The 24,976-nt window shown below is 65.0% G+C and carries 22 protein-coding genes and 1 tRNA gene; 11 read left to right on the top strand and 12 right to left on the bottom strand.

Going from position 1 to position 24,976, the window contains the following annotated elements:
- Positions 1–4: 4 nt before the first annotated feature.
- The 3 genes from ACM61V_RS06180 to ACM61V_RS06170 form a co-directional block, all read right to left on the bottom strand.
- Positions 5–793, bottom strand: coding sequence for an enoyl-CoA hydratase-related protein (locus ACM61V_RS06180; protein WP_419713889.1), 789 nt, complete (start codon positions 791–793; stop codon positions 5–7).
- A 22-nt stretch (positions 794–815) separates the two neighbouring features.
- Positions 816–1,235 (bottom strand): methylmalonyl-CoA epimerase, encoded by a 420-nt coding sequence (gene mce / locus ACM61V_RS06175; RefSeq protein WP_137786701.1) that lies wholly within the window; start codon positions 1,233–1,235, stop codon positions 816–818.
- A 232-nt stretch (positions 1,236–1,467) separates the two neighbouring features.
- Complete coding sequence (locus ACM61V_RS06170; RefSeq protein ID WP_137786702.1) at positions 1,468–2,994, bottom strand: acyl-CoA carboxylase subunit beta; 1,527 nt, start codon at positions 2,992–2,994, stop codon at positions 1,468–1,470.
- Positions 2,995–3,101: 107 nt separating this feature from the next.
- Between ACM61V_RS06170 and ACM61V_RS06165 the strand changes: the two genes are divergently transcribed.
- Positions 3,102–4,460: a helix-turn-helix domain-containing protein gene (locus tag ACM61V_RS06165; RefSeq protein ID WP_137786703.1), complete on the top strand. Its 1,359-nt coding sequence runs from the start codon at positions 3,102–3,104 to the stop codon at positions 4,458–4,460.
- Between the two features lie 93 nt (positions 4,461–4,553).
- On the opposite strand, the gene ACM61V_RS06160 is transcribed toward ACM61V_RS06165, so the two are convergent.
- On the bottom strand, positions 4,554–5,075 hold the full coding sequence (locus ACM61V_RS06160) for a PEPxxWA-CTERM sorting domain-containing protein (protein ID WP_419713888.1): 522 nt from the start codon (positions 5,073–5,075) through the stop codon (positions 4,554–4,556).
- A 136-nt stretch (positions 5,076–5,211) separates the two neighbouring features.
- A complete protein-coding gene (locus ACM61V_RS06155; RefSeq protein WP_171007570.1) occupies positions 5,212–5,850 on the bottom strand; it encodes a Crp/Fnr family transcriptional regulator in 639 nt (212 codons plus the stop codon).
- An 87-nt stretch (positions 5,851–5,937) separates the two neighbouring features.
- On the opposite strand from ACM61V_RS06155, the gene ACM61V_RS06150 reads away from it, so the two are divergent.
- The gene (locus ACM61V_RS06150; RefSeq protein WP_137786706.1) at positions 5,938–6,771 is read left to right on the top strand and encodes a TauD/TfdA dioxygenase family protein; all 834 of its coding nucleotides are present in this window, start codon (positions 5,938–5,940) and stop codon (positions 6,769–6,771) included.
- Positions 6,772–6,796: 25 nt separating this feature from the next.
- On the opposite strand, the gene ACM61V_RS06145 is transcribed toward ACM61V_RS06150, so the two are convergent.
- From ACM61V_RS06145 to hrcA, 3 genes are read right to left on the bottom strand one after another with little or no spacing between them, the layout of a single operon-like run.
- Positions 6,797–8,020, bottom strand: coding sequence for a threonine synthase (locus ACM61V_RS06145; protein WP_137786707.1), 1,224 nt, complete (start codon positions 8,018–8,020; stop codon positions 6,797–6,799).
- A 19-nt stretch (positions 8,021–8,039) separates the two neighbouring features.
- Complete coding sequence (grpE, locus tag ACM61V_RS06140) at positions 8,040–8,579, bottom strand: nucleotide exchange factor GrpE (protein ID WP_137786708.1); 540 nt, start codon at positions 8,577–8,579, stop codon at positions 8,040–8,042.
- Positions 8,580–8,601: 22 nt separating this feature from the next.
- Positions 8,602–9,645, bottom strand: a complete 1,044-nt coding sequence (hrcA, locus tag ACM61V_RS06135) for a heat-inducible transcriptional repressor HrcA (RefSeq protein WP_137786709.1) — start codon at positions 9,643–9,645, stop codon at positions 8,602–8,604.
- Positions 9,646–9,912: 267 nt separating this feature from the next.
- Between hrcA and ACM61V_RS06130 the strand changes: the two genes are divergently transcribed.
- The 6 genes from ACM61V_RS06130 to ACM61V_RS06105 all read left to right on the top strand — a co-directional run bounded on the left by ACM61V_RS06130 (position 9,913) and on the right by ACM61V_RS06105 (position 18,159).
- Entirely contained in the window at positions 9,913–10,410 is a 498-nt protein-coding gene (locus ACM61V_RS06130; RefSeq protein WP_137786710.1) for an NAD(P)H-dependent oxidoreductase subunit E, read from the top strand.
- The gene (locus ACM61V_RS06125) at positions 10,407–11,951 is read left to right on the top strand and encodes an NADH-ubiquinone oxidoreductase-F iron-sulfur binding region domain-containing protein (RefSeq protein WP_137786711.1); all 1,545 of its coding nucleotides are present in this window, start codon (positions 10,407–10,409) and stop codon (positions 11,949–11,951) included. Before ACM61V_RS06130 ends, ACM61V_RS06125 begins: the two co-directional genes overlap by 4 nt.
- Positions 11,952–11,956: 5 nt before the next feature.
- Positions 11,957–14,800, top strand: coding sequence for a formate dehydrogenase subunit alpha (gene fdhF / locus ACM61V_RS06120; RefSeq protein ID WP_137786712.1), 2,844 nt, complete (start codon positions 11,957–11,959; stop codon positions 14,798–14,800).
- A gap of 35 nt (positions 14,801–14,835) precedes the next feature.
- Complete coding sequence (locus ACM61V_RS06115) at positions 14,836–15,048, top strand: formate dehydrogenase subunit delta (RefSeq protein ID WP_249341539.1); 213 nt, start codon at positions 14,836–14,838, stop codon at positions 15,046–15,048.
- 57 nt (positions 15,049–15,105) lie between these two features.
- Entirely contained in the window at positions 15,106–17,775 is a 2,670-nt protein-coding gene (ppc, locus tag ACM61V_RS06110) for a phosphoenolpyruvate carboxylase (protein WP_137786714.1), read from the top strand.
- Positions 17,776–17,859: 84 nt separating this feature from the next.
- Positions 17,860–18,159, top strand: a complete 300-nt coding sequence (locus ACM61V_RS06105; protein ID WP_137786715.1) for a hypothetical protein — start codon at positions 17,860–17,862, stop codon at positions 18,157–18,159.
- Here the strand turns inward: ACM61V_RS06105 and ACM61V_RS06100 are convergent.
- Genes ACM61V_RS06100 through ACM61V_RS06090 form a run of 3 tightly spaced genes read right to left on the bottom strand, consistent with a single transcriptional unit; the run spans position 18,150 to position 21,165 of the window.
- On the bottom strand, positions 18,150–18,551 hold the full coding sequence (locus tag ACM61V_RS06100) for an acyl-CoA thioesterase (RefSeq protein WP_137786716.1): 402 nt from the start codon (positions 18,549–18,551) through the stop codon (positions 18,150–18,152). The genes ACM61V_RS06105 and ACM61V_RS06100 overlap by 10 nt on opposite strands.
- Positions 18,548–19,108, bottom strand: a complete 561-nt coding sequence (locus ACM61V_RS06095; RefSeq protein ID WP_137786717.1) for a DedA family protein — start codon at positions 19,106–19,108, stop codon at positions 18,548–18,550. The genes ACM61V_RS06100 and ACM61V_RS06095 overlap by 4 nt, the downstream gene beginning before the upstream one ends.
- Positions 19,105–21,165 (bottom strand): S9 family peptidase, encoded by a 2,061-nt coding sequence (locus tag ACM61V_RS06090; protein ID WP_419713887.1) that lies wholly within the window; start codon positions 21,163–21,165, stop codon positions 19,105–19,107. The genes ACM61V_RS06095 and ACM61V_RS06090 overlap by 4 nt, the downstream gene beginning before the upstream one ends.
- Positions 21,166–21,595: 430 nt before the next feature.
- Here ACM61V_RS06090 and ACM61V_RS06085 point away from each other — a divergent pair, with 430 nt between their 5' ends.
- Both ACM61V_RS06085 and ACM61V_RS06080 read left to right on the top strand, forming a co-directional pair.
- The gene (locus ACM61V_RS06085; RefSeq protein WP_419713886.1) at positions 21,596–22,525 is read left to right on the top strand and encodes a DUF808 domain-containing protein; all 930 of its coding nucleotides are present in this window, start codon (positions 21,596–21,598) and stop codon (positions 22,523–22,525) included.
- A gap of 20 nt (positions 22,526–22,545) precedes the next feature.
- Entirely contained in the window at positions 22,546–24,345 is a 1,800-nt protein-coding gene (locus tag ACM61V_RS06080) for an aminopeptidase P family protein (RefSeq protein WP_419713885.1), read from the top strand.
- 26 nt (positions 24,346–24,371) lie between these two features.
- Here ACM61V_RS06080 and ACM61V_RS06075 read toward each other — a convergent pair whose 3' ends face one another.
- Positions 24,372–24,527 (bottom strand): hypothetical protein, encoded by a 156-nt coding sequence (locus tag ACM61V_RS06075; RefSeq protein WP_419713884.1) that lies wholly within the window; start codon positions 24,525–24,527, stop codon positions 24,372–24,374.
- Positions 24,528–24,606: 79 nt separating this feature from the next.
- Between ACM61V_RS06075 and ACM61V_RS06070 the strand changes: the two genes are divergently transcribed.
- A tRNA-Thr gene (locus ACM61V_RS06070) sits at positions 24,607–24,681 on the top strand.
- Positions 24,682–24,976: the final 295 nt, after the last annotated feature.

Genomic DNA, 24,976 nt, shown 5'->3' with positions numbered 1-24,976 from the left:
CGCCTTACGCGCCCTTGAACTCAGGCTTGCGCTTCTGCAGAAAGCTCAGGCCGCCCTCGCGCGCGTCCGCCGTGCCGCCGGCGATACGCTGGCCCTCGGCTTCGGCGCGCAGCACCTCGTCGAACGTGCCGTCCAGCGCGGTCATGATGTTGCGGCGCATCGTCGTCAGCGCGACGGTCGGCCCGGCGGCGAGCCGCGTTGCCAGCGCCAGCGCCTCATCCTGCAGGGCCGCATCGTCCACCGCCTTGTAGATCAGCCCCCAGCCTTCCGCCTGCTCCGCGCCGATCCGCTCGCCCAGCATCATCATCTGCGTCGCGCGCGCTTTGCCGATCGCCTTGGTCAACAGCCAGGTCGAGCCGCCATCCGGCACCAAGCCGATGTTGACGAACGCCTGAAGGAAATAGGCGCTTTTGCCCGCGAGTACGAAATCGCCCGCCAGCCCGATCGAGCAACCAACGCCCGCCGCCGGGCCGTTGACCGCCGTCACCACCGGCACCGGCAGCCGCATGATCTGCGACAGCGCGGGGTTATAATAGTTCATGAGCGCTCGGTGGCTGGCATCGCCGCCGCTCACCGCGCTGCCGCTGCCGCGCGCCTGAAGATCGGCGCCGGAGCAGAACGCGCGCCCCGCGCCGGTGATGAGCACCGCGCGCGAACCTTGCAGGTCATAGAGCGCGACAGACAGATCCTCGGCCATCTGCAGCGATGCGGCGTTGAGCCGCTCCGGGCGGTTGAGCGTGACGACAAGGACATCGCCCTTCTTCTCGGTCAGGATCGTTTCGTAATCGGCCATCTTGCTCTCTCCCAAGCGTGTGTCAGTGCGCCTCGTTAGGCGTTTCCATGAGTTCGACGAGCATCCCGCCGAAATCCTTTGGGTGGACGAAGACGATCGGCGTCCCATGCGCGCCGATCCGCGGCTCGCCCAGCACGGTCGCGCCATTCGCCTTCAGATGCGCGACGGCTTCGTGGATGTCGGGCACCTCGAAGCAGACGTGATGCTGCCCGCCCGCCGGGTTCTTCTTCAGGAACCCCGCGATCGGCGAGGCCTCATCATACGGCTCGATCAGCTCGATCTGCGTATTGGGCGCATCGATGAAGCACACCTTCACCCCCTGCGCGGGCAGGTCGAACGGCTCGCCGATCGCCGTCGCGCCGAGCAGAGTGCGATAGGTTTCGATCGACCTGGCGATCGACGGCGTCGCGACGCCGACGTGGTTGAGACGACCTAGTTCCACTCTGCACCTCCAAACCAGTCCGCGCTTCCCAGAGCCGCGACTGCACCCCAGCCAAAACACCAAATGATCGCAAACCAGAATCGCTTTGGTTCAGCAGCGCGGGAGAATGGTCCCCAATCCGAGTATTTCATCGGCAATCGTGCCTGCCCTTCGCGCAAACCTTTCATCCCGCAAAGCACCATCCTCACAGCGATCGCGGCAAGCAAAGCTGCGACGAAGATCATTCCTGCCGTCACAACGGAATGTTGTCATGCTTCTTCCACGGATTCTCCAGCGACTTGCTCCGGAGCTTACGCAGCCCCAGCGCGATCCTTCGCCGCGTGGAGTGTGGCTGGATCACCTCGTCGATGAAGCCTTTCGCCGCCGCCACGAACGGGTTGGCGAAGCGCGCCTCATATTCGCGGGTCTTTTCGGCGATCCCTTCCTCGTTCAGGCCGCGGAAGATGATCTCCACCGCGCCCTTCGCGCCCATCACCGCGATCTCGGCGGTCGGCCAGGCATAATTGAGATCGCCGCGCAGATGCTTGGAGGCCATCACGTCATAGGCGCCGCCATAGGCCTTGCGCGTGATGACGGTGATCTTCGGCACGGTCGCCTCGGCATAGGCGAACAGCAGTTTCGCGCCGTGCTTGATGATGCCGTTATGCTCCTGCGCCGTCCCCGGCAGGAAGCCCGGCACGTCGACGAAGGTGACGATCGGGATATCGAACGCGTCGCAGAAGCGCACGAAGCGTGCCGCCTTCTTGGAGGAGTTGATGTCCAGCACGCCCGCCAGCACCATCGGCTGGTTGGCGACGAACCCTACCGTGCGCCCCTCGATCCGCCCGAAGCCGCAGATGATGTTGCCCGCGTGGCCCGGCTGGATTTCGAAGAAATCGCCCTCGTCCACCACCTTACGGATCAGCTCGTGCATATCGTAAGGCTGGCTGGCGCTGGGCGGGATCAGCGTGTCGAGGCTCTGCTCCAGCCTGTCCCACGGATCGTCGGTGGGCCGCGCCGGCACAGGCGCGCGGTTCGATTCCGGCAGGTAATCCACGAAATCACGCGTCGCGAGCAGCGCCTCGATATCGTCTTCGAATGCATTGTCGGCCACGCTCGTCTTGGTGGTGTGGGTGACAGCGCCGCCAAGCGCCTCCTGCGTCACCACCTCGTTCGTCACTGTCTTCACCACATCCGGGCCGGTGACGAACATGTAGCTCGAATCCTTCACCATGAAGATGAAGTCGGTCATCGCGGGTGAATAGACCGCTCCACCCGCGCACGGCCCCATGATCACGCTGATCTGAGGCACCACCCCCGACGCGAGCACGTTGCGCTGAAACACCTCGGCGTATCCGCCAAGCGAGGCGACGCCTTCCTGGATTCGCGCGCCGCCCGAATCGTTCAGCCCGATCACCGGCGCGCCGACCTTCATCGCCATGTCCATGACCTTGCAGATCTTCTGCGCGTGCCGTTCAGACAGCGATCCACCGAATACCGTGAAATCCTGGCTGAACACGAACACGAGCCGCCCGTTGATCGTGCCCGATCCCGTCACCACGCCGTCACCCGGGAAGACCTGATCCTGCATCCCGAAGTCGACGCAGTTATGCTCGACGAACATGTCGAGCTCTTCGAACGATCCCTCGTCGAGCAACACGTCCACCCGCTCGCGCGCCGTGAGCTTGCCCTTGGCATGCTGCGCATCGATGCGCTTCTGCCCACCACCGAGCCGCGCGGCGGCGCGCTTGCGTTCCAGTTCCTCGATCGTCGACGACATGCGTTTCTCCGGGTGCAACATCCTCTCCTGACGCCGCGCGCAGCGAAGCGCAAATGTGAACTTGCGAAGTTGCGAAAGCCGTTCTTGCGAACTACGACCTATATGCAATGGGTAGGATATACGCCGGACAGCAACTGCGCGCTCTCCGTTTAACCACCGGGCTCAACCAGCGCGCAATGGCTGCGCGGCTCGGGCTGTCGGTAAGCTATCTGTCGCAACTGGAAACCGGCGAGCGGCCTCTGACCGCTGCCGTCAGCACCGCGCTTGCCCGCCATTACCCGCAGGCGCTCGCAGCGATCGAGGGCGAAGCGCCGGCCCGCCGCCTCGCTGCATTGGGAGAGGCGCTGGCCGACCCCGCGCTCGTACCGGTCGATGCGGACGAGGCCTCTCGGCTCGCGGAGGAACGACCTGCGCTTGCCGATCGCATGATCGCGCTCCACGCCGCCAAGCGCGCCGCGGAGGAACGCCTCGCTATCGCCGAGGAATCAATGACCGCCGGCACCGGCGCACGCCTGCCATGGGAAGCTGTGCGGGATTGGTTTCACGAAGCGGGCAATTACGTCGATCCCCTGGATCACGCGGCCGAGCAACTCGCCGAGACGATGGCAGGCGATCTGCTGCAAGGCCTGCACAGCCACAACATTACGCTGGCCACCGACGCCGACGAAGACGCGCCCCTTGCCCGATTCGACGGCGCGGTGTTGACGCTCAACGCCGCGTTGCCGCCGGAAAGTCGGCGCTTCCTTATCGCTCATCGGCTTGCCGCCACCGCCTTTGTGGGCGAAATCGAGATGATCGTCGCCGGCGCCGACGTGCCGGGCCCGGAGGCAGCCCGGCTGCTCGCGATTGGGCTGGCGAACTATGCGGCGGGCGCGCTGGTGATGCCCTACGCCGCCTTTCGCGCCGAGGCGCGTCGGCTGCGGCACGATATCGACCGCCTCTGCCGCCGTTTCGGGGTGAGCTTCGAGCAGGCGTGCCACCGGCTCTCAACCCTCCAGCGCGCGGGCGCGGCGGGGGTTCCGTTCTATTTCTGCCGCGTCGACATGGCCGGCAACATCACCAAGCGCCACTCCGCCACCCGACTGCAATTCGCGCGCTTCGGCGGAGCCTGCCCGCTGTGGCATGTTCATGAGGCGGTCGCGATCCCTGATCGCATCCTGGTGCAGCATGCCGAAACGCCGGATGGTGTGCGTTATATCTCGATGGCCAAGGGGCTGGTGAAGCCCTCTGGCAGCTTTGCGCGCAGCCCGCGCCGCTACGCAGTGGTGCTCGGGTGCGAGGCCACGCACGCCGCTGATTTCGTCTATGCCGATGCCGTGGACCGCGCCCGCGCGCCGACATCGATCGGCATCTCCTGTCGGCTGTGCCCGCGCGATAATTGCGACCAACGCGCCTTTCCACCCACGGACCGCGCGATCGCCGTGGACCCAGCGGTTCGCCGCGTCGTGCCCTACCGGGTCGTTTGAACGGGGACCGCCGCGCGTGATCATCGGCGCCGACTAACGGCGAAGAGCCACCGATCTCGCGACCGGCGGCTCTTCGCTTACGGTGTCGCGCGTTTAAGAGGCGTAAGACACGCTTGTGACAACCTTCTGCCGACGGCGCATTGCGAAGCCGATCGCTCCCATGCCCATTATCATCATCGCCCAGGTGGCGGGCTCCGGGACAGCGGCCGCTATCGGGGAGATAGTCAACTGGCCGTTGCCGAAGAACGGGTTGATGAGGGTGAATGAGCCGGTAAGGAAAGTCGGATTGGCTGGTGACCCGGTAAACAGTGTCGGCGCGTTGAATTGTGTGAAGCCGAGATTGGCGGCATTGATGCTCAGGCTGGCGAATATGCCGTTGCCGAAGCTGATGGTGGATGCCGTTCCGGCCACGCCGCCAAATGTACCCGCAACATCCTTGAACGAAAACTGATCCGATCCAATGAACGTCTGAGAAAAATCGGGCGTCGGATTTGAATCAAGCTGGAACACCGCGGTGCCGGACGGACCGGAGAAATTGAACAGCAGCGGTGCTGCATATCCTGGTGAAGCCATCACGACGATCGCGGCAGCCACACAAAACGCTAGCTTCTTCATACGCTCTCCCTGCCTCTCAACGCCGACCTTGACGGGATGATGGCACGAAGAGTTACGTCCCTCGCCGGCAAAAGATGCATGATAAATTCCGGTTCGGCTCGTCACGCCGTTTTAGATGGCGCACGGGGCTGCCCCCTCACCCGATCACCTCCCGAAGCAACTCCGCATTTATAATCACGATCCGGCCATAACCCCGCCGGATCGCATCGATACGCTCCAGCGCCGCAAGATGCACGTTCGCGATCTTGCGGGAGACGCCGCACATCTCCGCGAGATCGTTTTGGCTCACCAGAAGCTCTCCAGTTCCGCCCAGCGCTAGCAGGCGGGCGGCGATCCGGGCGCGCGGGCCCAGGCCAATCATCTGCGCCGCCAGGCGCACCACCGCATCGAGCTGGCCATAGACAAGCTCGCTCACCGCGCGCCACAACGCCGGGTGATCGGCGGCGATCCGTTCCAGCGCACTGTCCGCGACCAGCAACACCATCGCGCGCGCTGTCGCCCGGGCAGTCACTATTCGCGGTCCCCCGCCCCGTCGCCGTGATTGTCCGAACGCGGTTCCGGCCGGCGCAAGGTTCACAAGCACATCGCGATCCTCGCCGATCGAAGCCTCGATCCGCAGTGCGCCTTCAAGCACCAGCACGATGCCCGTCTCCTCGTCACCCTCACCGTAAACCCACTGCCCCGTGCCGAGGCGCACCACGCGGCCGTCGCGCACCAATGCCGCCTGCAACGGCGCGGGAAGGTGCGCGAACCATAAGCCACGTTTTGCGAGCACTGCGATTTCCATCGCGCGAATGTAACTTACGTCACACTTGGATGCGAGCCGATGCGATAGATCGCGCTCATCCAAGGAGAAGATGCGATGAGCGATGTGCAACTCCGCCCGCTAGCCGATCATGTCGGCGTCGAGGCGCTAGGTGTGGATCTGAACACGATCGACGATGGCGGACTCGACGTGCTCCGCCGTGCAGTTGCCGATCACGGCATCCTGTTCGTGCGCAATCAGCAGCTTTCGCCCGAGCAGCACATTGCGCTGGCGCAGCGCTGGGGCGGAATCGACGTCAACAATTACTTTCCGGCGAACGGCGGTTACCCCGAGATCGCCGAGGTCCGAAAATCGGAGACGCAGACAACCAATATCGGCGGTGGCTGGCACACCGATCACAGCTATGACCAGGTGCCGGCGATGGGCTCGATCCTCCTTGCCCGCGAAACGCCGCCTGCGGGCGGAGACACATTGTTCGCCAGCATGGGTGCCGCCTTCGAATCGCTGTCCGACGGTTTGAAGCAGACGTTGCGTGGGTTGCGCGCCGTCCATTCCGCCGACCATATCTACAGTGCCGACGGCATCTATGCGAAGACCGATCAGGGTGCGGATCTGAAGGGCCATGAGATCCGCACCCGCGCGGTCCATCCGGTGGCGCTGCGCCACCCGCAGACCGGGCGAGAACTGCTTTACGTGAATCCGGCCTTCACGCTGCATTTCGAAGGCTGGACGCGCCAGGAAAGCCTGCCGCTCCTGCAATATCTGTTCAGCGTCGCGATGCGGCCGGAATTCCAGTGCCGCGTACAATGGTCACCAGGGTCGCTGGCGGTATGGGACAATCGCTCGACGTGGCATTGCGCGATGAATGACTACCAGGGGCATCGCCGGCTGATGCACCGCATCACCATATCGGGTGAGGCGCTCGAATAGCGGACCTCGCGTCCAGGCGCGGCCGTCACAACGAATTAAGGTCGATCGCGGCGTGACGGTCGAGCGTGCGCGTCGCTTCCGGCATTGGATATTTCAGTCCTGTCGCGCAGTTGAACAGCACCACGTCCTCATCCTCCTGTACTTCGCCGTCGACCAGCGCCTGTCGATAAGCTGCCAGCGTCGCGCCACCTTCCGGGCAGAGCAGAAGGCCATCCTTGCGCGCGCAATCATCCACCGCCTTGAGTATCGCGGGATCTCCCACCGCCAGCGCCTTGCCACCGCTCTCCCGAACCGCGCGCAGGATCAGAAAATCGCCAATCGCCCGCGGCACGCGGATGCCTGCGGCGACGGTGTGGGCATCCTCCCAGCGGTCGGCATGTTCCTCGCCCGCTTCGAACGCACGAACTATCGGGGCGCAGCCCGCCGCTTGCACCGCATACATGCGAGGCCGCTCCGCCCCGATCCAGCCAAGCTTCTCCAGCTCCTCGAAAGCCTTCCACATACCGATCAGCCCGGTGCCGCCTCCTGTGGGATAGAAGATCGCCTTGGGCAGCCGCCAGCCAAGCTGAGCGGCCAGTTCCAGGCCCATCGTCTTCTTGCCCTCGATCCGATATGGCTCCTTCAGCGTAGAGAAATCGAACCAGTGCCCTTCCGCTGCGCCCTTACCGACGATCGCGCCGCAATCGTCGATCAGGCCGTTGACGCGCCACACCTGCGCGCCCTGCATCGCGATCTCGCGGACGTTCACCTCCGGTGTGTCCTCCGGGCACAAGACAATTGTCTCGATGCCGACCCGCGACGCATAGGCGGCGAGTGCGGCCCCGGCGTTACCGTTGGTCGGCATCGCGATTCGCGAGACGCCAAGCTCTTTCGCCATCACCACGGCCATCACCAGCCCGCGTGCCTTGAAGCTGCCGGTGGGCAACCGCCCCTCGTCCTTCACCAGCACTCTCGCACCGCCGCTACGGCTGATCGGCACCAGCGGCGTCTCAATCTCGCCCAGGCTGACGACATTCTCCGTTCGCCGGACGGGCAAAAGCTCGCGCCAGCGCCACAGATCGGTCTCACGCGCGGCCAGTATTTCGCGCGGGAGCGCCGCCTTGACCGCCTCCAAATCGTAGCGAACGAGTAACGGACGCCCCGCGCGCGACAAGCCATGCAATTGGTCCGCCGCGTACCGCTCACCGGTGATCGAGCATTCCAGGTGCGTAACGAAGGTCGGCCGCTCCGCGACAATATTCTCGTTCATCCGCCGATACCGCGCCGAATCAGTCAGCAGCCCTGGCGACGCCGACCAGCGCCGGGCGGAGCAGCCGGTCCCGGATCATCCAGCCCGATTGCATTTCCTGAACGATCACGCCCGGCTCCGCATCGACCGACGGGATTTCGACCATCGCCTGATGGCGGTTCGGATCAAGCTTCTCGCCCAGCGCATCGATCCGCGTGATGCCATGACGCTGGAACACACTGGAGAGTTCGCGACCGGTCGCCTCCAACCCGGCAATCAACCCCTTGAGCCGCTCGTCCGTGCGCAATTCCTCGGGAATTGCGGCAAGGCCCCGTTCGAGATTATCGCTGACCGAAAGAACATCGCGCGCAAAGTTGGTCGCTGCATAGGCCCGCGCATCGGCGGCGTCCTTCTCGGCCCGGCGGCGAACATTCTGCGTCTCGGCCTGTGCATAGAGCACCTGCTGCTTGGCCTCGGCGAGCGCGCTCTCCAGTTCGGCTGCCCGGTCGTGATCGGCAACCTCGTGCGCCGCTTCCGTCGCATCTTCGTGCAGGTTCTCGGTCGTATTCTCGTCTGTCATTTCATTCCCGTATGTTGGCGGCTCACCCGATCAGGCGGGCAAGCGTTGCAGCCGTGAAATCCACCATGGGCACGACACGCGCGTAGTTCAACCGGGTCGGGCCGATCACCCCTACCACGCCGACGACGCGACCGTCTTGCCCGCGAAACGGTTTGGCGATCACCGACGACCCGGAAAGCGCGAACAACTTCGTCTCGGCCCCGATGAAGATGCGTGTAGCGTCACCGGCGCGCGCCGAATCGAGCAGCGCCGCGATTTCCTGCTTGCCCTCCAGATCATCAAGCAGATCGCGCACCCGTTCGAGGTCGGCTGCGGCGGCATCGTCAAGCAACCGCCCCTGCCCGCGCACGATCAGCACTGGTCTGCGGTCCCCGTCCTCGGTCCACACCGCTATACCGCGCCGAATCAGCGCCTGTGCAGAAGCATCGACGGCGGCCTTCCCGACGGCCAGCTCACGATCCACCCGTGCCTGCGCCTGGGAGAGCGTAAGTCCGGCAAGTGTGGCCGACATGTAATTGCCCGCTTCCACCAGCGCGGGCGGATCGACCCCGGCGGGCAGTTCGATGACGCGATTCTCTACCGCGCCGTCCTCACTCACCAGCACGGCCAGCGCTTGGGTCCGCGACAGGGGAACAAAGCCGATCGAGCGCAACACCTGCTCGTTCTTGGGCACCATCACCAGCCCGGCGCAGGCGGAGAGGCCGGAAAGAGCGGAGGTAGTCGCCGCCAGTGCTTCTTCCACCGGCCCGGCGGCAGCGGCGCGCGCCTCGATGGTTGCCCGTTCCTCCCGGCTCGGCTCCGACACCTGCATCATGCCATCGACGAACAGTCGCAGCCCCAGTTCGGTCGGCATTCGCCCGGCCGACGTATGCGGCGCGGCGAGCAATCCGATCGTCTCGAGCTGCGCCAGCACGCTGCGAATCGACGCCGGCGACAGGTTCAGCCCGGCCTGCGCCAGCGTTCGCGAGCCCACCGGTACACCGCTATCCAGATAACTGTCGACCACGCGGCGAAACACGTCGCGCGCGCGGTCGCTGAGTTCGGTTACGGGCGTGCCGATGGTCATCAAACCCCGATGTAGGGCCGCACAGCCCCCGGCTCAACGGGGGCTGAGGCGCTGGGGTAACAGCAGTCATGTTGAGGAGGCCAGATGGGGCGGGACAGGTTGTAAACCCGACGGAGCGAGACATCTTGTAAGGCAGATGGGGCGAGACCGGTTGTAAACCGGACTGAGCGGGACGGCTTGTAAACCGGACGAGCCGAGACAGGTTGTAAATACGCGGCGATGAATTCCGTTGATCGTCCGCTGCCGTGGTGCGAACGTCAGGAACCCATGACCCGTATCAATCCGACCACAGCGGAAGACACTTCCGCCCGATATACCGATGCGATCGCACGCTTCCTGCGCAGTTGCGCGCCGGTGCGCGACGCCCTGCTGCCGCTGCTTCACGCGTTGCAGCACGAGTTCGGGCATATCGACGACGCAATGATCCCGCCGGTCGCCGCGGCGCTGAACCTCAGCCGGGCGGACGTGTACGGCGTCGTCACCTTCTACCACGATTTCCGGCGCGCACCATCGGGAACGCATCGGATCCGGCTGTGCCGCGCGGAAAGCTGCCAGGCGCGCGGCGGCGCGGCGATCGAACGGCTGATCACCGACCGGCTCGGGCTGCGGATGGGCGAGACGAGCGCGGACGGCCGGGTTTCCATCGAGGCGGTTTATTGCCTGGGCCTGTGCGCCACCGGGCCCAATGCGTTTGTCGATGGCCACCCCGTCTCGCGACTGGATGCGACCAAGATCGGCAGGATCGTCGCGGAGACGCTGGCGTGACGCGCGTTTTTGTCAGTGCCGACATGGCCTCTGTGGCGCTCGGCGCGGACGAAGTGGCGGCGGCCTTGTCGGGACGGGGCGCCAGGGTGATGCGCACCGGCAGCCGTGGCCTGTTCCGTATCGAGCCGCTGGTGGAGGTGGAAACGGCAGCCGGTCGCATCGCCTATGGCCCGGTTCATCCAGACGAGGCGGCTGCGGTACTGGACGGCACGCACCCGAACCGCATCGGCCTGATCGAGGAACATCCCTTCTTCTCGCGGCAGCAGCGTTTCACCTTCTTGCGGTGCGGCGTCATCGATCCGCTGGACCTCGACGATTACGCCGCCCACGGTGGGTGGAGCGCGCTGGACGCGGCGCGCGCGCGATCCCCGCAGGCAGTGGTTGACGAGGTCAAGGAGAGCGGCCTGCGCGGGCGCGGGGGCGCGGGCTTTCCCACCGGCATCAAGTGGCAGACCGTCCTCGATGCCGAGGCAGCCGAGAAATTCATCGTGTGCAACGCCGACGAGGGCGACAGCGGCACCTTCGCCGATCGGATGCTCATGGAGGGCGATCCTTTCTGCCTGATCGAGGGAATGGCGATCGCCGCCCATGCGGTCGGCGCCGGGCGCGGCTTTGTTTACATCCGCTCCGAATATCCGTTCGCGATTCGCACGATGCAGGCGGCGATCATGCGCGCCGCCCCGCGCATCGCACCGCTGGCGCTGGAGGTGCGCGTCGGCGCCGGCGCCTATGTCTGCGGCGAGGAAACCGCGCTGCTCGATTCGATCGAGGGCAAGCGCGGGCAGGTGCGCGCCAAACCGCCGCTGCCCGCGATCGCGGGGCTGTTCGGCAAGCCCACGGTTATCAACAACGTGCTGAGCCTCGCGGCCATACCGTTCATCATCGCACAGGGCGCGGCTGCGTACGCAAAGGCGGGCTTCGGACGCTCGCGCGGAACGATGCCGATCCAGCTTGCCGGCAACGTGCGCAACGGCGGGCTGTTCGAGGCCGGTTTCGGCATCACGCTCGGCGAACTGGTCGAGGAGGTCGGCGGCGGTACGGAAAGCGGCCGCCCGGTGAAGGCAGTGCAGGTCGGCGGCCCGCTCGGCGCCTATTTCCCGCCATCAATGTTTCATCTGCCCTTCGATTACGAAGCGTTCACCGCAGCTGGCGGGCTGATCGGCCATGCCGGGATCACCGTGTTTGACGACACCGCGGATATGGCGCGGATGGCGCGTTTCGCGATGGAATTCTGCGCTCATGAAAGTTGTGGCAAATGCACGCCGTGCCGCATCGGATCGGTACGCGGGATGGAAACGATCGATCGCATCGCAGCCGGTGGACGCGCCGCGCCCGGCACCGTGGAAGCACTGCCGCAAATGCGTAACGCAACGCCACGCGCCCGTTCGCGCGCCGAAGAAATTATGCTGCTGCGCGACCTTTGTGATACGATGAAGTTCGGCTCGCTGTGTGCGCTTGGCGGCTTCACGCCTTATCCCGTGCTAAGCGCGCTGGATCATTTCCCGGAGGATTTCGGCAGCCTTGCGGCGCCGCTGGAGTAAGCTTCATGGCATGGATCGGCGAAATTGACCTTGGCACCAGCCCGCCGGCCGGTAACGGCAACAGTGTAACGCTGTTGATCGACGGTGAGCCCGTGACGGTGCCGGAAGGCACGTCGATCATGCGCGCCGCCGCCTTGCGCGGCACCAATATCCCCAAGCTGTGCGCCACCGACCGGCTGGAGGCGTTTGGATCGTGCCGCCTGTGCCTGGTCGAGATCGACGGCCGCACCGGCTATCCCGCTTCCTGCACCACACCCGCCGGCGAAGGGATGATCGTCCGCACCGAAAGCCCGCGACTGGCAGAGCTGAGACGCGGGGTGATGGAGCTTTACATCTCGGATCACCCGCTCGATTGCCTCACCTGCGCGGCCAACGGCGATTGCGAGCTGCAGGATCAGGCGGGCGCGGTCGGCCTGCGCGACGTGCGCTATGGCTATGACGGCGCGAACCACCTGTCCGCCGACAAGGACGAGAGCAATCCCTATTTCACCTTCGATCCGGCCAAGTGCATCGTCTGCTCGCGTTGCGTGCGCGCTTGCGACGAGGTGCAGGGGACGTTCGCGCTGACGATCGACGGCAGCGGCTTCGGCTCGAAAGTGGCGGCGAGCGCCGACGAGGAATTCATCGCTTCCGAATGCGTTTCATGCGGCGCATGCGTGCAGGCCTGCCCCACGTCCGCACTCATCGAGAAAAGCGTCGCCAGGATCGGCACGCCCGATCGCGCCGTCGTCACCACTTGCGCCTATTGCGGCGTGGGCTGCACGTTTCGTGCGGAGATGCGCGGCGAACAACTGGTTCGCATGGTGCCGTGGAAAGAGGGCAAGGCCAATCACGGGCATAGCTGCGTCAAGGGCCGCTTCGCCTGGGGTTACGCCAATCACCGCGACCGCATCCTGAAGCCGATGATCCGCGCCAGCATCGATCAGCCGTGGCGCGAGGTTTCCTGGGAAGAGGCGATCGCCCACACCGCGCGCGAATTCCGCCGCATCCAGGCCCGATACGGCAAGCGCAGCGTTGGCGGCATCACCTCCTCGCGCTGCACCAACGAGGAGACTTTCCTCGTTCAGAAGCTGATCCGCCAGGGCTTCGGCAACAACAATGTCGATACCTGCGCGCGCGTCTGCCACTCGCCGACAGGCTATGGCCTGAAGACCACCTTCGGCACCTCGGCCGGTACGCAGGACTTCGACAGTGTGATGCAGGCCGACGTCATCATGGTCATCGGCGCCAATCCCACGGATGGACATCCCGTGTTCGCCAGTCGCATGAAGCAGCGGCTGCGGGCCGGCGCGCGGCTGATCGTGGTCGATCCACGCCGGATCGATCTGGTGCGCAGCCCGCATATCGCCGCCGATCATCACCTGCCACTGCGCCCCGGCACCAATGTCGCGGTGCTGACAGCGATGGCGCATGTCGTCGTCTCCGAGGGGCTCGCCGACGAGGCCTTCATCCGCCAGCGCTGCGACTGGGACGCGTATGCCGATTGGGCGGCATTTGTCTCGCAGCCGGATCGCTCACCGGAAGCCACAGAGGCGCTGACCGGCGTTCCCGCCGCGGACCTGCGCGCCGCCGCCCGGCTGTTCGCCAGCGGCGGCAACGGCGCCATCTACTACGGGCTCGGCGTGACAGAGCACAGCCAGGGCTCCTCCACCGTGATGGCGATCGCCAATCTCGCGATGGCGACCGGCAACATCGGGCGCGAGGGTGTCGGCGTAAATCCGTTGCGCGGGCAGAACAACGTCCAGGGGGCATGCGACATGGGCAGCTTCCCGCACGAATATTCCGGCTACCGCCACGTTTCCGATCCGGCCACGCGAACCCTGTTCGAGGATGCGTGGGGCACGTCGCTCGATCCGGAGCCGGGGCTGCGCATCCCCAACATGCTCGATGCGGCGACGGACGGTACGTTCAAGGCGCTATTCGTCCAGGGCGAGGATATCCTGCAATCCGATCCCAATACGCATCACGTCGCGGCGGGCCTCGCCGCGATGGAGTGCGTGGTGGTGCAGGATCTGTTTCTCAACGAGACCGCTAATTACGCCCATGTTTTCCTGCCCGGATCGACCTTTCTGGAAAAGGACGGCACCTTCACCAACGCCGAGCGCCGCATCCAGCGCGTCCGCAAGGTGATGGAGCCGCTCAACGGCCATGGCGATTGGGAAATCGTGCAACTCCTCGCGCGCGCGCTCGGGCTCGACTGGAATTACACCCACCCGTCGCAGATCATGGATGAGATCGCCGCCCTTACACCCACCTTCGCGCGCGTCAGTTACGCCGCGCTGGAGGAACACGGCTCGCTGCAATGGCCAGCGACCGACGACGCGCCGCTCGGCACCCCGACGATGCATCTGGATGGCTTCGTGCGCGGCAAAGGCAGGTTCGTCGTCACCGATTACGTGCCGACCGACGAGAGGACCGGGCCGCGCTTCCCCCTGCTTCTCACCACCGGGCGTATCCTCAGCCAGTATAATGTCGGCGCGCAGACGCGTCGGACCGACAACGTCGCCTGGCATCAGGAGGACCGATTGGAGATCCATCCGCACGACGCGGAGAATCGCGGCTTGCGCGATGGCGATTGGGTAAGCCTTCGCAGTCGCGCGGGCGAAACCACCCTGCGCGCGCTCATCACCGACCGGGTCGCGCCGGGAGTGGTCTATACGACGTTCCACCATCCGGACACGCAGGCCAACGTCATAACCACCGATTATTCCGACTGGGCCACCAACTGCCCGGAATACAAGGTGACGGCGGTGCAGGTTTCCGCGTCGAACGGGCCGAGCGACTGGCAACGCGAATACGCCGATCAGGCCGCCCGCTCGCGCCGGATCGAGGCGGAGGCGGCCGAATGACCTGCGTGATGTCCACAACTGACCGGCTCGTTTACATGGCCAACCAGATCGCACGGAATTTCGCCGTGAGTGGCGAGGACGAGGCGGTCGCCGCGATGCGTGAACATATGCGCCTCTATTGGGATCCGGCCATGCGCCAGCGTATCGCCGCCTGCCTGAAAGAAGATGCCGGCGCTTTCAGCGACATCGCCCGACGGGCGGTGACGGCACTTCCGAACGAGATCGCCCATTCCGCGTCTCAAACGTGATTTAACTTCCGCACGGCGGTTGACCGCCTCCATGCCGCGATGCAGCATCAATCGGCTATGGTCGATCTTCCCCCCATCACCAACAATCCGGACGTGCGCTATCTTGGCCGCGTGCTCGGCGACGTCATCCGCGCACTGGGGGGCGAGCGCCTGTTCGCCGCGACCGAGGCGATCCGGGCCGCCTCGGTCGAGCGGCATCGCGACGGCGGTCCGCCAGTCGATCATCATCTGGAGGCGCTGACTCTCGACGAAACGCTCGATTTCGTGCGCGGCTTCATGCTGTTCTCGATGCTCGCCAACCTTGCGGAAGACCGGCAGGGCGTTACCGCCGAGGAAGGCGCAGACGTGCCCAGCGTGCTCGCGCGACTGGCGACAGAGGGCATCGACAAGGCCGCCGTCTCCGCGTTGCTCGACCGTGCACTGGTTTCGCCGGTGCTGACCGCTCATCCGACCGAAGTGCGCCGCAAGTCGATGATCGATCACCGCAACCGCATCGCGCAACTGATGGCCTATCGTGATCGCGGACTTGAGGTGACGCCGGACGGCGATGTGGTGGACGAGGCGATCGTGCGGCAGGTCGCGCTGCTCTGGGAAACCCGCGTGCTGCGACGCGAGCGGCTCTATGTTGCGGACGAGGTGGAAACCGCGCTCAGCTATCTGCGCGACGTGTTCCTGCCGGTACTGCCGGCGCTCTATCAGCGCTGGGATCGGGCGATGGGCGGGCGCGTCCCCTCGTTCCTGCGCCCCGGAAGCTGGATTGGCGGCGACCGAGACGGCAATCCCTTTGTCACGGCCGAATCGCTGCGCAACGCACTGGCCCGCGCAGCCGAGGCGGTGCTCGTCCATTATCTCGACCAGCTTCACGCTCTTGGCGCGGAGCTTTCCATTTCAGGCGAACTCGCGCCGGTCGACGAGGCGGTGCTGGCGCTGGCCGAACGCAGCGGCGACACGGCGGAGAGCCGCGCCGACGAGCCGTATCGCCGGGCGATTTCAGGGATCTACGCCCGCCTCGCGGCAACGCACCTTGCACTGACCGGAAAATCCGCCCCACGACCGGGAACGCTGCGCGGCGAGCCCTATCCCGATCCGGCCGCCTTCCGTGCCGATCTCGTCGCGCTCGCCCATACGCTCGGCGCGATCGGAGACGGGATGCTTGCCTCCGGCGGGGCGCTCGGGCGGTTGATTCGCGCTGTCGAGGTGTTTGGCTTTCATCTCGCCACGCTTGACATGCGGCAGAACAGCGCGGTCCACGATCGCGTCGTTGCAGAGCTTCTGAAGGTCGCCGACGTATGCGACGATTACCTCTCGCTCGATGAAGATCAGCGCGTCATGCTGTTGCGGCACGAGCTTTCCAGCCCTCGGCCACTCGTCTCTCCTTACGCGCGCTATTCCGACGAAACGCGCTCCGAACTCGCTATCGTCCACGCCGCCGCCGAGGCGCACGCCCGATACGGCGAGGGCGCGATCCGGCAGTATATCGTCTCGATGTCCAAATCCGTATCGGACTTGCTGGAGGTGAACCTGCTGCTCAAGGAGGCAGGGCTTTACCGGCCCGGCAGTCAGCCGGCCGCCGCGATCATGGCGGTGCCGCTGTTCGAGACGATCGAGGATCTCGCGGCTGCGCCAGCGATCATGGCCGAATGGTTCGCGCTGCCGGAGGTGCGCGGGATCGTCGCCGCGCGCGGGCATCAGGAGGTGATGATCGGTTATTCGGATTCGAACAAGGATGGCGGCTATTTGACCTCCACGTGGCAGCTCTCCAAGGCGTCCACCGCGTTGAAGCCGGTATTCGAGGCAGCCGGCGTGGGGATGCAGCTTTTCCACGGGCGCGGCGGCGCGGTGGGGCGCGGCGGTGGCTCCAGCTTCGCGGCGATCCTTGCGCAGCCGCCGGGCACGGTGCAGGGCCGCATCCGCATTACCGAGCAGGGTGAGGTGATCGCCGGAAAATACGGCACGCGCGAGAGCGCCGCGACAAACCTGGAAGCGATGGCATCCGCGACCTTGCTCGCAAGCCTCGAACCGCCGCAACTTTCCAATGCCGAGAACGAGACGTTTGCCCGCGCGATGGATGCGCTGTCAGAGACCGCTTTCCGCGCATACCGTGACCTTGTGTATGGCACGGATGGCTTCACCACCTTCTTTCGTCAGATGACGCCGATCGCCGAAATCTCGGGTCTCAAGATCGGCAGTCGCCCGGCGAGCCGCACCAAAAGCCAGCGGATCGAGGATCTGCGCGCGATCCCCTGGGTGTTCTCCTGGGCGCAGGCACGCGTGATGCTGCCGGGCTGGTATGGCGTCGGCCAGGCGATTGCGGCGTTCGAGGACAAGGCGTTGCTCGCCGAAATGGCCGCAGGCTGGCCGCACTTCGCCGCGACACTGGCGAATATGGAAATGGTGCTGGCGAAATCGGACATGGGGATCGCCGAGCGCTATGCCGGGCTGGTCGAGGACGGGGCGCTCCGCGATCGCATCTTCGGCGCGATCCGCGATGGCTGGCAATCCACCCATGACGGGCTGCTCCAGGCGACTGGTCAATGCCGGCTGCTGGAAAAGCATCCCACGCTCGAATCCTCGATCCGGCTGCGCCTGCCGTATGTCGAGCCGCTGAATCTGCTCCAGATCGAGCTGATGAGGCGCCACCGCGCGGGCGAGAGCGACGAGCGTATCAGTCAGGGAATTCTGCTGTCGATCAACGCCATCGCAACCGCATTGCGCAATTCGGGGTGAGACCGGCAAATTTGTCGAGACGCAACCCTCGCGCCTGATCTACGTTATGCCAGCGATACGATCTATCTCGAAAGGATGCCGACCATGCGCAGAATGATGCTTGCCCTTGGAGCATTGTCGCTCGCGGTTCCCGTTTCCATGAGCTTCCCGACCAGCGATGCGCAGGCCCGGACCTACAAGCACAAATATCGCGGCGTTAAGCGTTGTCGTCGATCGAGCGGCACCACGGGCCTCGTCGCGGGTGGCGTAGGCGGCGCGCTGGTGGGCAGCTCGATCCTGGGGCATGGCGCGCTGGGCACGGTTGCGGGCGCGGCTGGCGGCGCGCTGGCAGGACGGGCGATCGACCGGACGATCACCGCGAAAAAGCGCTGCCGTTATTCTTGATCCGCGACAAACGGCGCCGCCACCTCGCGCCTGACGCGCAGGAGGCGGCCGCTGGCGCGATCGAGCAGCGCCCATGTTGTCACCCCCTCGACCTTCACTCGCTCGTCGGCGCCGGTAAAGACGAAACGGCGGTCAAAACGCGCGCCGCGCGGCTCTCCGGCGACCCATGTTTCGCCGATCACCGCCTCCCCCGGTCCGACATTGCCGCGATAGTCGATCTCGTGCCGCGTCACGACCCAGATATAGGCTTCCTGCTGCTCAGCGGGCGCGACCGCCGCCCAGTGCCGGACGGCCAGTTCCTGTACCCAGCGTACCCACACCGTGTTGTTGACGTGGCCGAGTTCGTCGATGTCTTCGCGCGCGGCGACAAAGGGCAGCGTGAAACGCCTCACGCCTTGCGCCAGTAACGGATGCCAAAGAACAAGCCGGTCGCCACCACGACGCCCGCAAGCACTGCAACCACAGTATGCGTATCGGGCTGGAGCCGCCCGAGGAGCTGCTCAAAGCTGCGGCCGAAGGCATAACCGATCGTCGAAAAGGTAATCCCCCACACGATCGCCGACACGAGATTGACCAGCACGAACAGACGCGCCGCCACATCGGTGGTGCCAATCGCGATCGGACTGATCGTGCGAAAACCATAGATGAACCGAAACGCGAATATGAAGCCGATCGGGTGACGATGGAAAAAGCCGATCGCCTTTGCGAACGCGGGCTTCTGATGCGCCTTGCGCACGATCCGGTGATCGTGGAAGCGCCGGCCGATCAGAAACCAGATCTGGTCCGCCACGAACGACCCGACCGCTGCCGCGATCATCGCGCCCGGCAACGGAAACAGCCCGCGATGTGACAGGATGCCGCCCGCCACGACGACCGTCTCGCCCTCCAACCCGGCGCCAAGCAACAGTGCGGCGAGGCCATATTTGGCCACGATCGCCTCGATCGTCACTGCTCGACGCCCAATTGCCACAGCACGAAGGCATGTTCCTCCGCCGCCTCGTAAAGGCTGTCGAAGCGCCCCGATTTGCCGCCATGCCCCGCGCCCATGTTGGTCTTGAGCAGCAGAACATTGTCATCGGTCTTCGTGGCGCGCAGTTTCGCGCCCCATTTCGCCGGCTCCCAATAGGTGACCCGCGGATCGTTAAGCCCGCCGGAAATGAACAGGGGCGGATACGCTTGCGGCTTCACCTGATCGTAGGGCGAATAGCTGTGGATCAGCTCGAACGCGGCCTTGTCGATGATCGGATTGCCCCATTCCGGCCATTCGCCCGGCGTGAGCGGCAGCGTCTCGTCCAGCATCGTGTTGAGCACGTCGACAAACGGCACATCGGCGATAACCGCGCCCCACAGTTCGGGATCGGAATTCACCACCGCGCCCATCAGTTCGCCACCCGCGGACCGCCCCGCGATCGCGATCCGGCCCGCGCTGGTCCAGCCCTGCGCGATCAGCCCCTTCGCCACATCGACGAAATCGTTGAAAGTGTTGGTGCGCTTTTCCAGTTTCCCGTCACGATACCATTGCTGCCCCAGGTCGTCGCCACCACGGATATGCGCTATCGCGTAAGCAAAGCCACGATCGAGCAGCGAGAGCCGGCCGGTGGAGAAGCCTGGCGCGATCGCGTGACCGTAAGCGCCATAACTGTAAAGATAGAGCGGCCGCGACCCGTCCTTCGGGAAATCGGCCGGAAAGACGATCGACACCGGCACCATCGTGCCGTCGCGCGCGGCGATCTTCAGCCGCTCGGTGCGATATTTCGTGCCATCATAGCCCGAAGGGATTTCCTGCACCTTGAGCACGGTGAGTTCGTCGGTCGCGACGTCATAATCATACACTGTTCCGGGCGTGACCATCGACTCATAGCCGAGCCGCAGGACGGTCTGGTCATATTCGGGATTGTCGCCAAGCCCGGCCGTATAGCTTTCTTCCGGAAACGCGATGCGCCTGCCCTGGGTCGGCGCATCGTAGCGGTGGATCGCAATCTGATCGAGGCCATCCTCGCGCCCCTCCACTACGAAGAAATCGCGATAGCATTCCACTCCCGTCATGTAGAAGCTCGGCGATGGAGCGATCAGTTCGGTCCATTCGCCAGGCGCGCTGATCGGCGCGGTCACCAGTCGCCACATCGGATCGGTGTCATTGGTGTGAATGAACAGGGTGTCGCCATGTGCATCGACATCATATTCACGGCCCGCAAGACGCGGCGCGACCATGATCGGCGCCGCGAACGGATCGTTCGCCGGCAGCAACCGCACCTCGCTCGTCACATGATCGCCAGTCGCGATCATGATCCACTTGCGGTCGCTCGTCTCCGACACGGCGACGCGATAGCCCTCATCATCCTCGTGATAGAGCTCGACATCATCCGCCGGATCGGTGCCGAGACGGTGGAATCGCGCATTGTCCGTGCGCCATTCTTTGTTGGCGAGCCCGTACAGGAAGCCGGCATCGTCCGCCGTCCAGACTATATCGGAGAGCATGCCGGGAATGACGTCCGGCAGATGCTCGCCAGTCACGATATCCTTCACGCGGATCTCGAAGCGCTCCGCGCCTGAATCGTCGATCGCATAGGCAAGTTTGGTGCCGTCGTTCGACACCGCGAACGCGCCCAGCCGAAAATATTCCTTGCCCTGCGCGAGCGCCGGTTCGTCGAGCAGCAATTCGTCCGGGCCGCCGGCGACCGGCCTGCGCCACCACTTTCGATACTGGCCGCCCAGATCAAAACCGGTCCAGTACAACCAGTCGCCGTCCTTTTGCGGAACGGTTTCCTCATCCTCCTTGATGCGCGCCCGCATCTCGGCGTTGATCCGATCGGTCAGCGGCTTCAGCGGCGCCATCACCGCCTCGAAATAGGCATTCTCCGCTTCCAGATATGCGAGCACATCCTTGTCGGTGACATCGGGATAACCGGCATCTTTCAGCCATGCCCAGGGATCTTCGATCGTGATGCCGTGGCGGGTAAATCGGTGCGGGCGGGTTTGGGCGCGGGGCGGAACTGGAAGGCTCATGCGCCCTCCATAACCACCGATCCGATCTTGTCGATGCATCCGCACATCACGATTGCACTTTTTGCAATCTACTCCGCTTAGTTTGCAGTTGCGAAATGACATGCTGCGTCGCACAAGGATCGGGCCTTTCAGGCATCCTCTCCTAAAAACTTTCCAAGGCCGGTCTCGCGACTGGCCTTTCTTTTTGCCTGAAGAGCCTGCAAGCAAAGGTCGCTGAGGCACGCCGAATCAAAATAATGATTTGGAGTGGAGCCGCCGGCAGGACCGGCACCGGCGGAGCAACAGTGCGGGGGATCGAGCGGTCCGCGGATGGCCGTTCTCCCCCGCTTTGTTCTACCGGCGGTTCGCATCCTGCCGATATCGCCCCTTGCGTATTGGGCGAGAAATGCGCGATGCCGGCTCTTCCGTTAATTTAACAGGGACTTGATCGATGGCCGGCGGCTTATTTGCGCTGCTTGACGATATCGCAGTGCTCGCCAAGCTCGCCGCCGCCAGCCTGGATGACGTTGCCGCCGCGGCCGGGAAGGCGGGCGTGAAGGCAGCCGGCGTGGTGATCGACGATACCGCCGTCACGCCGCGCTATGTGGTGGGCCTCTCCCCTTCGCGCGAGCTGCCGATCATCGGCAAGATCGCCCTGGGGTCGCTACGCAACAAACTCATCTTCCTGCTTCCCGCCGCGCTGCTGCTGTCGGCCTTCGCGCCCTGGGCGATCACGCCGATCCTGATGGCGGGCGGCACGTTTCTTTGTTTCGAGGCGACCGAGAAGGTGATTGGCGCGATCACCAGCAAAGCGGACGATAACGACGCCGTCGCAGCCGCAGACGCAAAGCAACTGGAGGACCGCCAGGTTTCCGGCGCGATCCGCACCGATCTGATCCTGTCGGCAGAAATAATGGCGATCGCGCTGTCCACGCTCGATGACCAGTCGCTGGTCAATCAGGCGATCGCGCTCGCGCTGGTCGCGGTGGCCATAACGGCGGGCGTCTATGGCGTGGTCGCGCTGATCGTGAAGATGGACGATATCGGCCTCGCGCTCGCCCGCCGCCCCGGCACTATGACGCAGGCGATCGGGCGCGGGCTGGTATCGGCGATGCCCGTGGTGCTGAGCGCGCTTTCCACGATCGGGATCGCCGCGATGCCTTGGGTCGGCGGACAGATCATCGTCCACGGGCTGGAACAGTTCAGCCTGACGCCCATCCCCGATTGGATTCATCACGCCAGCGAGACGGTGCGGGGAACCGCCGGCGCGTTGGGCGACGCGGCATCCTGGGCCTGCGCGGCCTTCCTATCGGCGATCATCGGCCTTATCGTGGGCGGTATTGTCGCCGGCGTGCTGCATCTTGTCCCCCGTCGGCACTGACCCACGAACGGAAGCCACGCATGTCCACCTATTCCGCCCGACTCGCCGCCCTGCGCGAACAGCTCGCCCGCGAGCGCCTCGGCGGCTTCGTCGTACCGCTGACCGACGAGCATATGAGCGAGTATGTGGGGGCCTATGCGCAGCGGCTGGCGTGGCTCACCGGCTTTCAGGGATCGGCGGGGACAGCGGTGGTGCTGCCTGAAGAGGCCGCCATCTTCACCGACGGGCGTTACACCCTGCAAGTCCGCGAGCAGGTCGATGGCGACGACTGGCAGTTCGTCGGCGTGCCGGAGACGAGCGTGGCGGCCTGGCTCGAGCGGCACGCGGCGGACGGAGCGCGGATCGGATACGATCCGTGGCTCCATACCCGCGCCTGGGTGGACGAGGCTTCAGCCGCGCTCGCGAAGGTGGGTGCAACATTGGTGGCGATGGATACCAACCCGGTCGACGCGGTCTGGCCCGATCGTCCCGCCCCGTCGGACGCCACGCTGGCGGTGCATGACGATGCGCTGGCCGGCCGCTCCTCCGCCGACAAGCGCGCCGCGATCGCCGACTGGCTGGCCGAGCAGCATGCCGACGCGGTCGTGCTGGCAGCGCTCGATTCGACCGCATGGCTACTCAACGTGCGCGGCGCCGACGTATCCCGCACGCCCGTGGCGCTCGCCTACACGATCGTCAACGCGGACGGCACCGCCGACCTGTTCGTCGCGCCCGAGAAGATCACCGATGCTGTGCGCCAGCACCTCGGCAATGCCGTGCGCGTCCATCCTCGCGCTGCTTTCGCCACCGCGCTTGCGACGTTCGCGGGCAAGCGCGTGGCGGTGGATCTAGCGCTCTCGGTCGCGGCGATCCCGCTGGCGATCGAGGCCGGCGGCGGCACGACATTGCCGCTGCGCGACCCGATCGTCATCCCCAAGGCGTGCAAGAATTCCGCCGAGATCGATGGCCACCGCGCCGCCAGCCTGCGCGACGGCGCGGCGCTCACCCGTTTCCTGCGCTGGATATCGATCGAGGCGCTCAAGGGCGGCCAGACCGAGCTTTCCGCCGCCGCCAAGCTGCAAGCGTTTCGCGAGGAAACCGGGCTGCTGAAGGATCTGTCGTTCGACACGATCTCCGCCACCGGCGCGCACGGCGCCAGCCCGCACTATCACGTCACCGCGGAATCGAACGCGCCGATCGAACCCGGCCAGCTCTACCTGATCGATTCCGGCGGCCAATATGCCGACGGCACGACCGACCTGACGCGTGTCGTGCCGATCGGTGCGCCGACAGCCGAGATGCGCGACCGCTTCACCCGTGTGCTCAAGGGCCATATCGCGCTGGCCACCGCAGCCTTTCCGCATGGCACGACCGGGCAGCAACTGGACGCGCTGGCGCGTCTGCCGCTGTGGAAGGCCGGGCTCGATTTCGCGCACGGCACGGGACATGGCGTCGGCAGCTATCTTTCGGTGCATGAAGGCCCGGCGCGCATCGCCAAGCCCAGCTATGGCGGTGGCGGCCCGCAGGAGCCGCTGCGCGCCGGCATGATCCTTTCGAACGAGCCCGGCTATTACAAGGCGGGCGAATACGGCATCCGCATCGAGAATTTGCTGCTGGTGGTCGAGCGCGAATTTGTCGGCGGCGAGGCGCCGATGCTCGCCTTCGAAACGCTGACGCTCGCCCCGATCGATCGCGACCTGATCGATCCGGCGCTGCTCGATCAGGCTGAGCTGGCATGGCTGAACGCCTATCACGCGCGCGTCGCGGAAAGTTTAGGTACGGTGCTGGAGGGCGACGATCGGGCGTGGCTGATCGAGCGTTGCCGACCGCTGAACCATTAGCCGCGCGGCTGGCGACATGCGGGCGATCACTCCACGCCAGTATTGGCCGAGCCGCGGTCGGCCGCAATCGGCACCTCAGTCCCCGATGCAGGCTTGCCACGCGCCTGCTGTTTGCGCTTTTTAAGGTTCGCGCGGAGCTGCTCTGCGAGCCGTGCGGCCCGGCTATCATCATTGTTCGACATGCAATCTGTTAATGCGCCTGCGCCAAAGCCTTGACAATGCCGCCGCCCTCGTCTCTAGGGCGCCTCTCCCTCGGGAAATGCTGCCGTAGCTCAGTGGTAGAGCGCATCCTTGGTAAGGCTGAGGTCGTGAGTTCAATCCTCACCGGCAGCACCATTTTTTCAACAACTTAGTGATTCTCACGCCGCTAGCAGATTGTCCTTGGCAATCGCTTGGCAAGCAGCGGCGTTCAACTACCGCCGTTTTGCTCACAAATTCATATGTTGCATCTTACACGCTCTTCGACCGATAACGGGCCGGTTCCGGACTGGCACGTTTCGGAAGAGCGAAGCCGAAGAGCTGCCGGTCCTGACCCATTCGATTGCCCGGCCGGCTACGACCAGTTCAGGTCTTTCGGTCACCGGTCCACGAACGACCGCTCGTGCCGGAACCGGCCATTCGCCTCCTGTGG

It is taken from the genome of Sphingomonas sp. TX0543 (assembly GCF_048565505.1).
In the GTDB taxonomy this organism is placed as follows: Bacteria; Pseudomonadota; Alphaproteobacteria; order Sphingomonadales; family Sphingomonadaceae; genus Sphingomonas.
The sequence above is the reverse complement of the archived record's forward strand: the minus strand, read 5'-3'. Positions and strand labels throughout refer to the sequence as shown.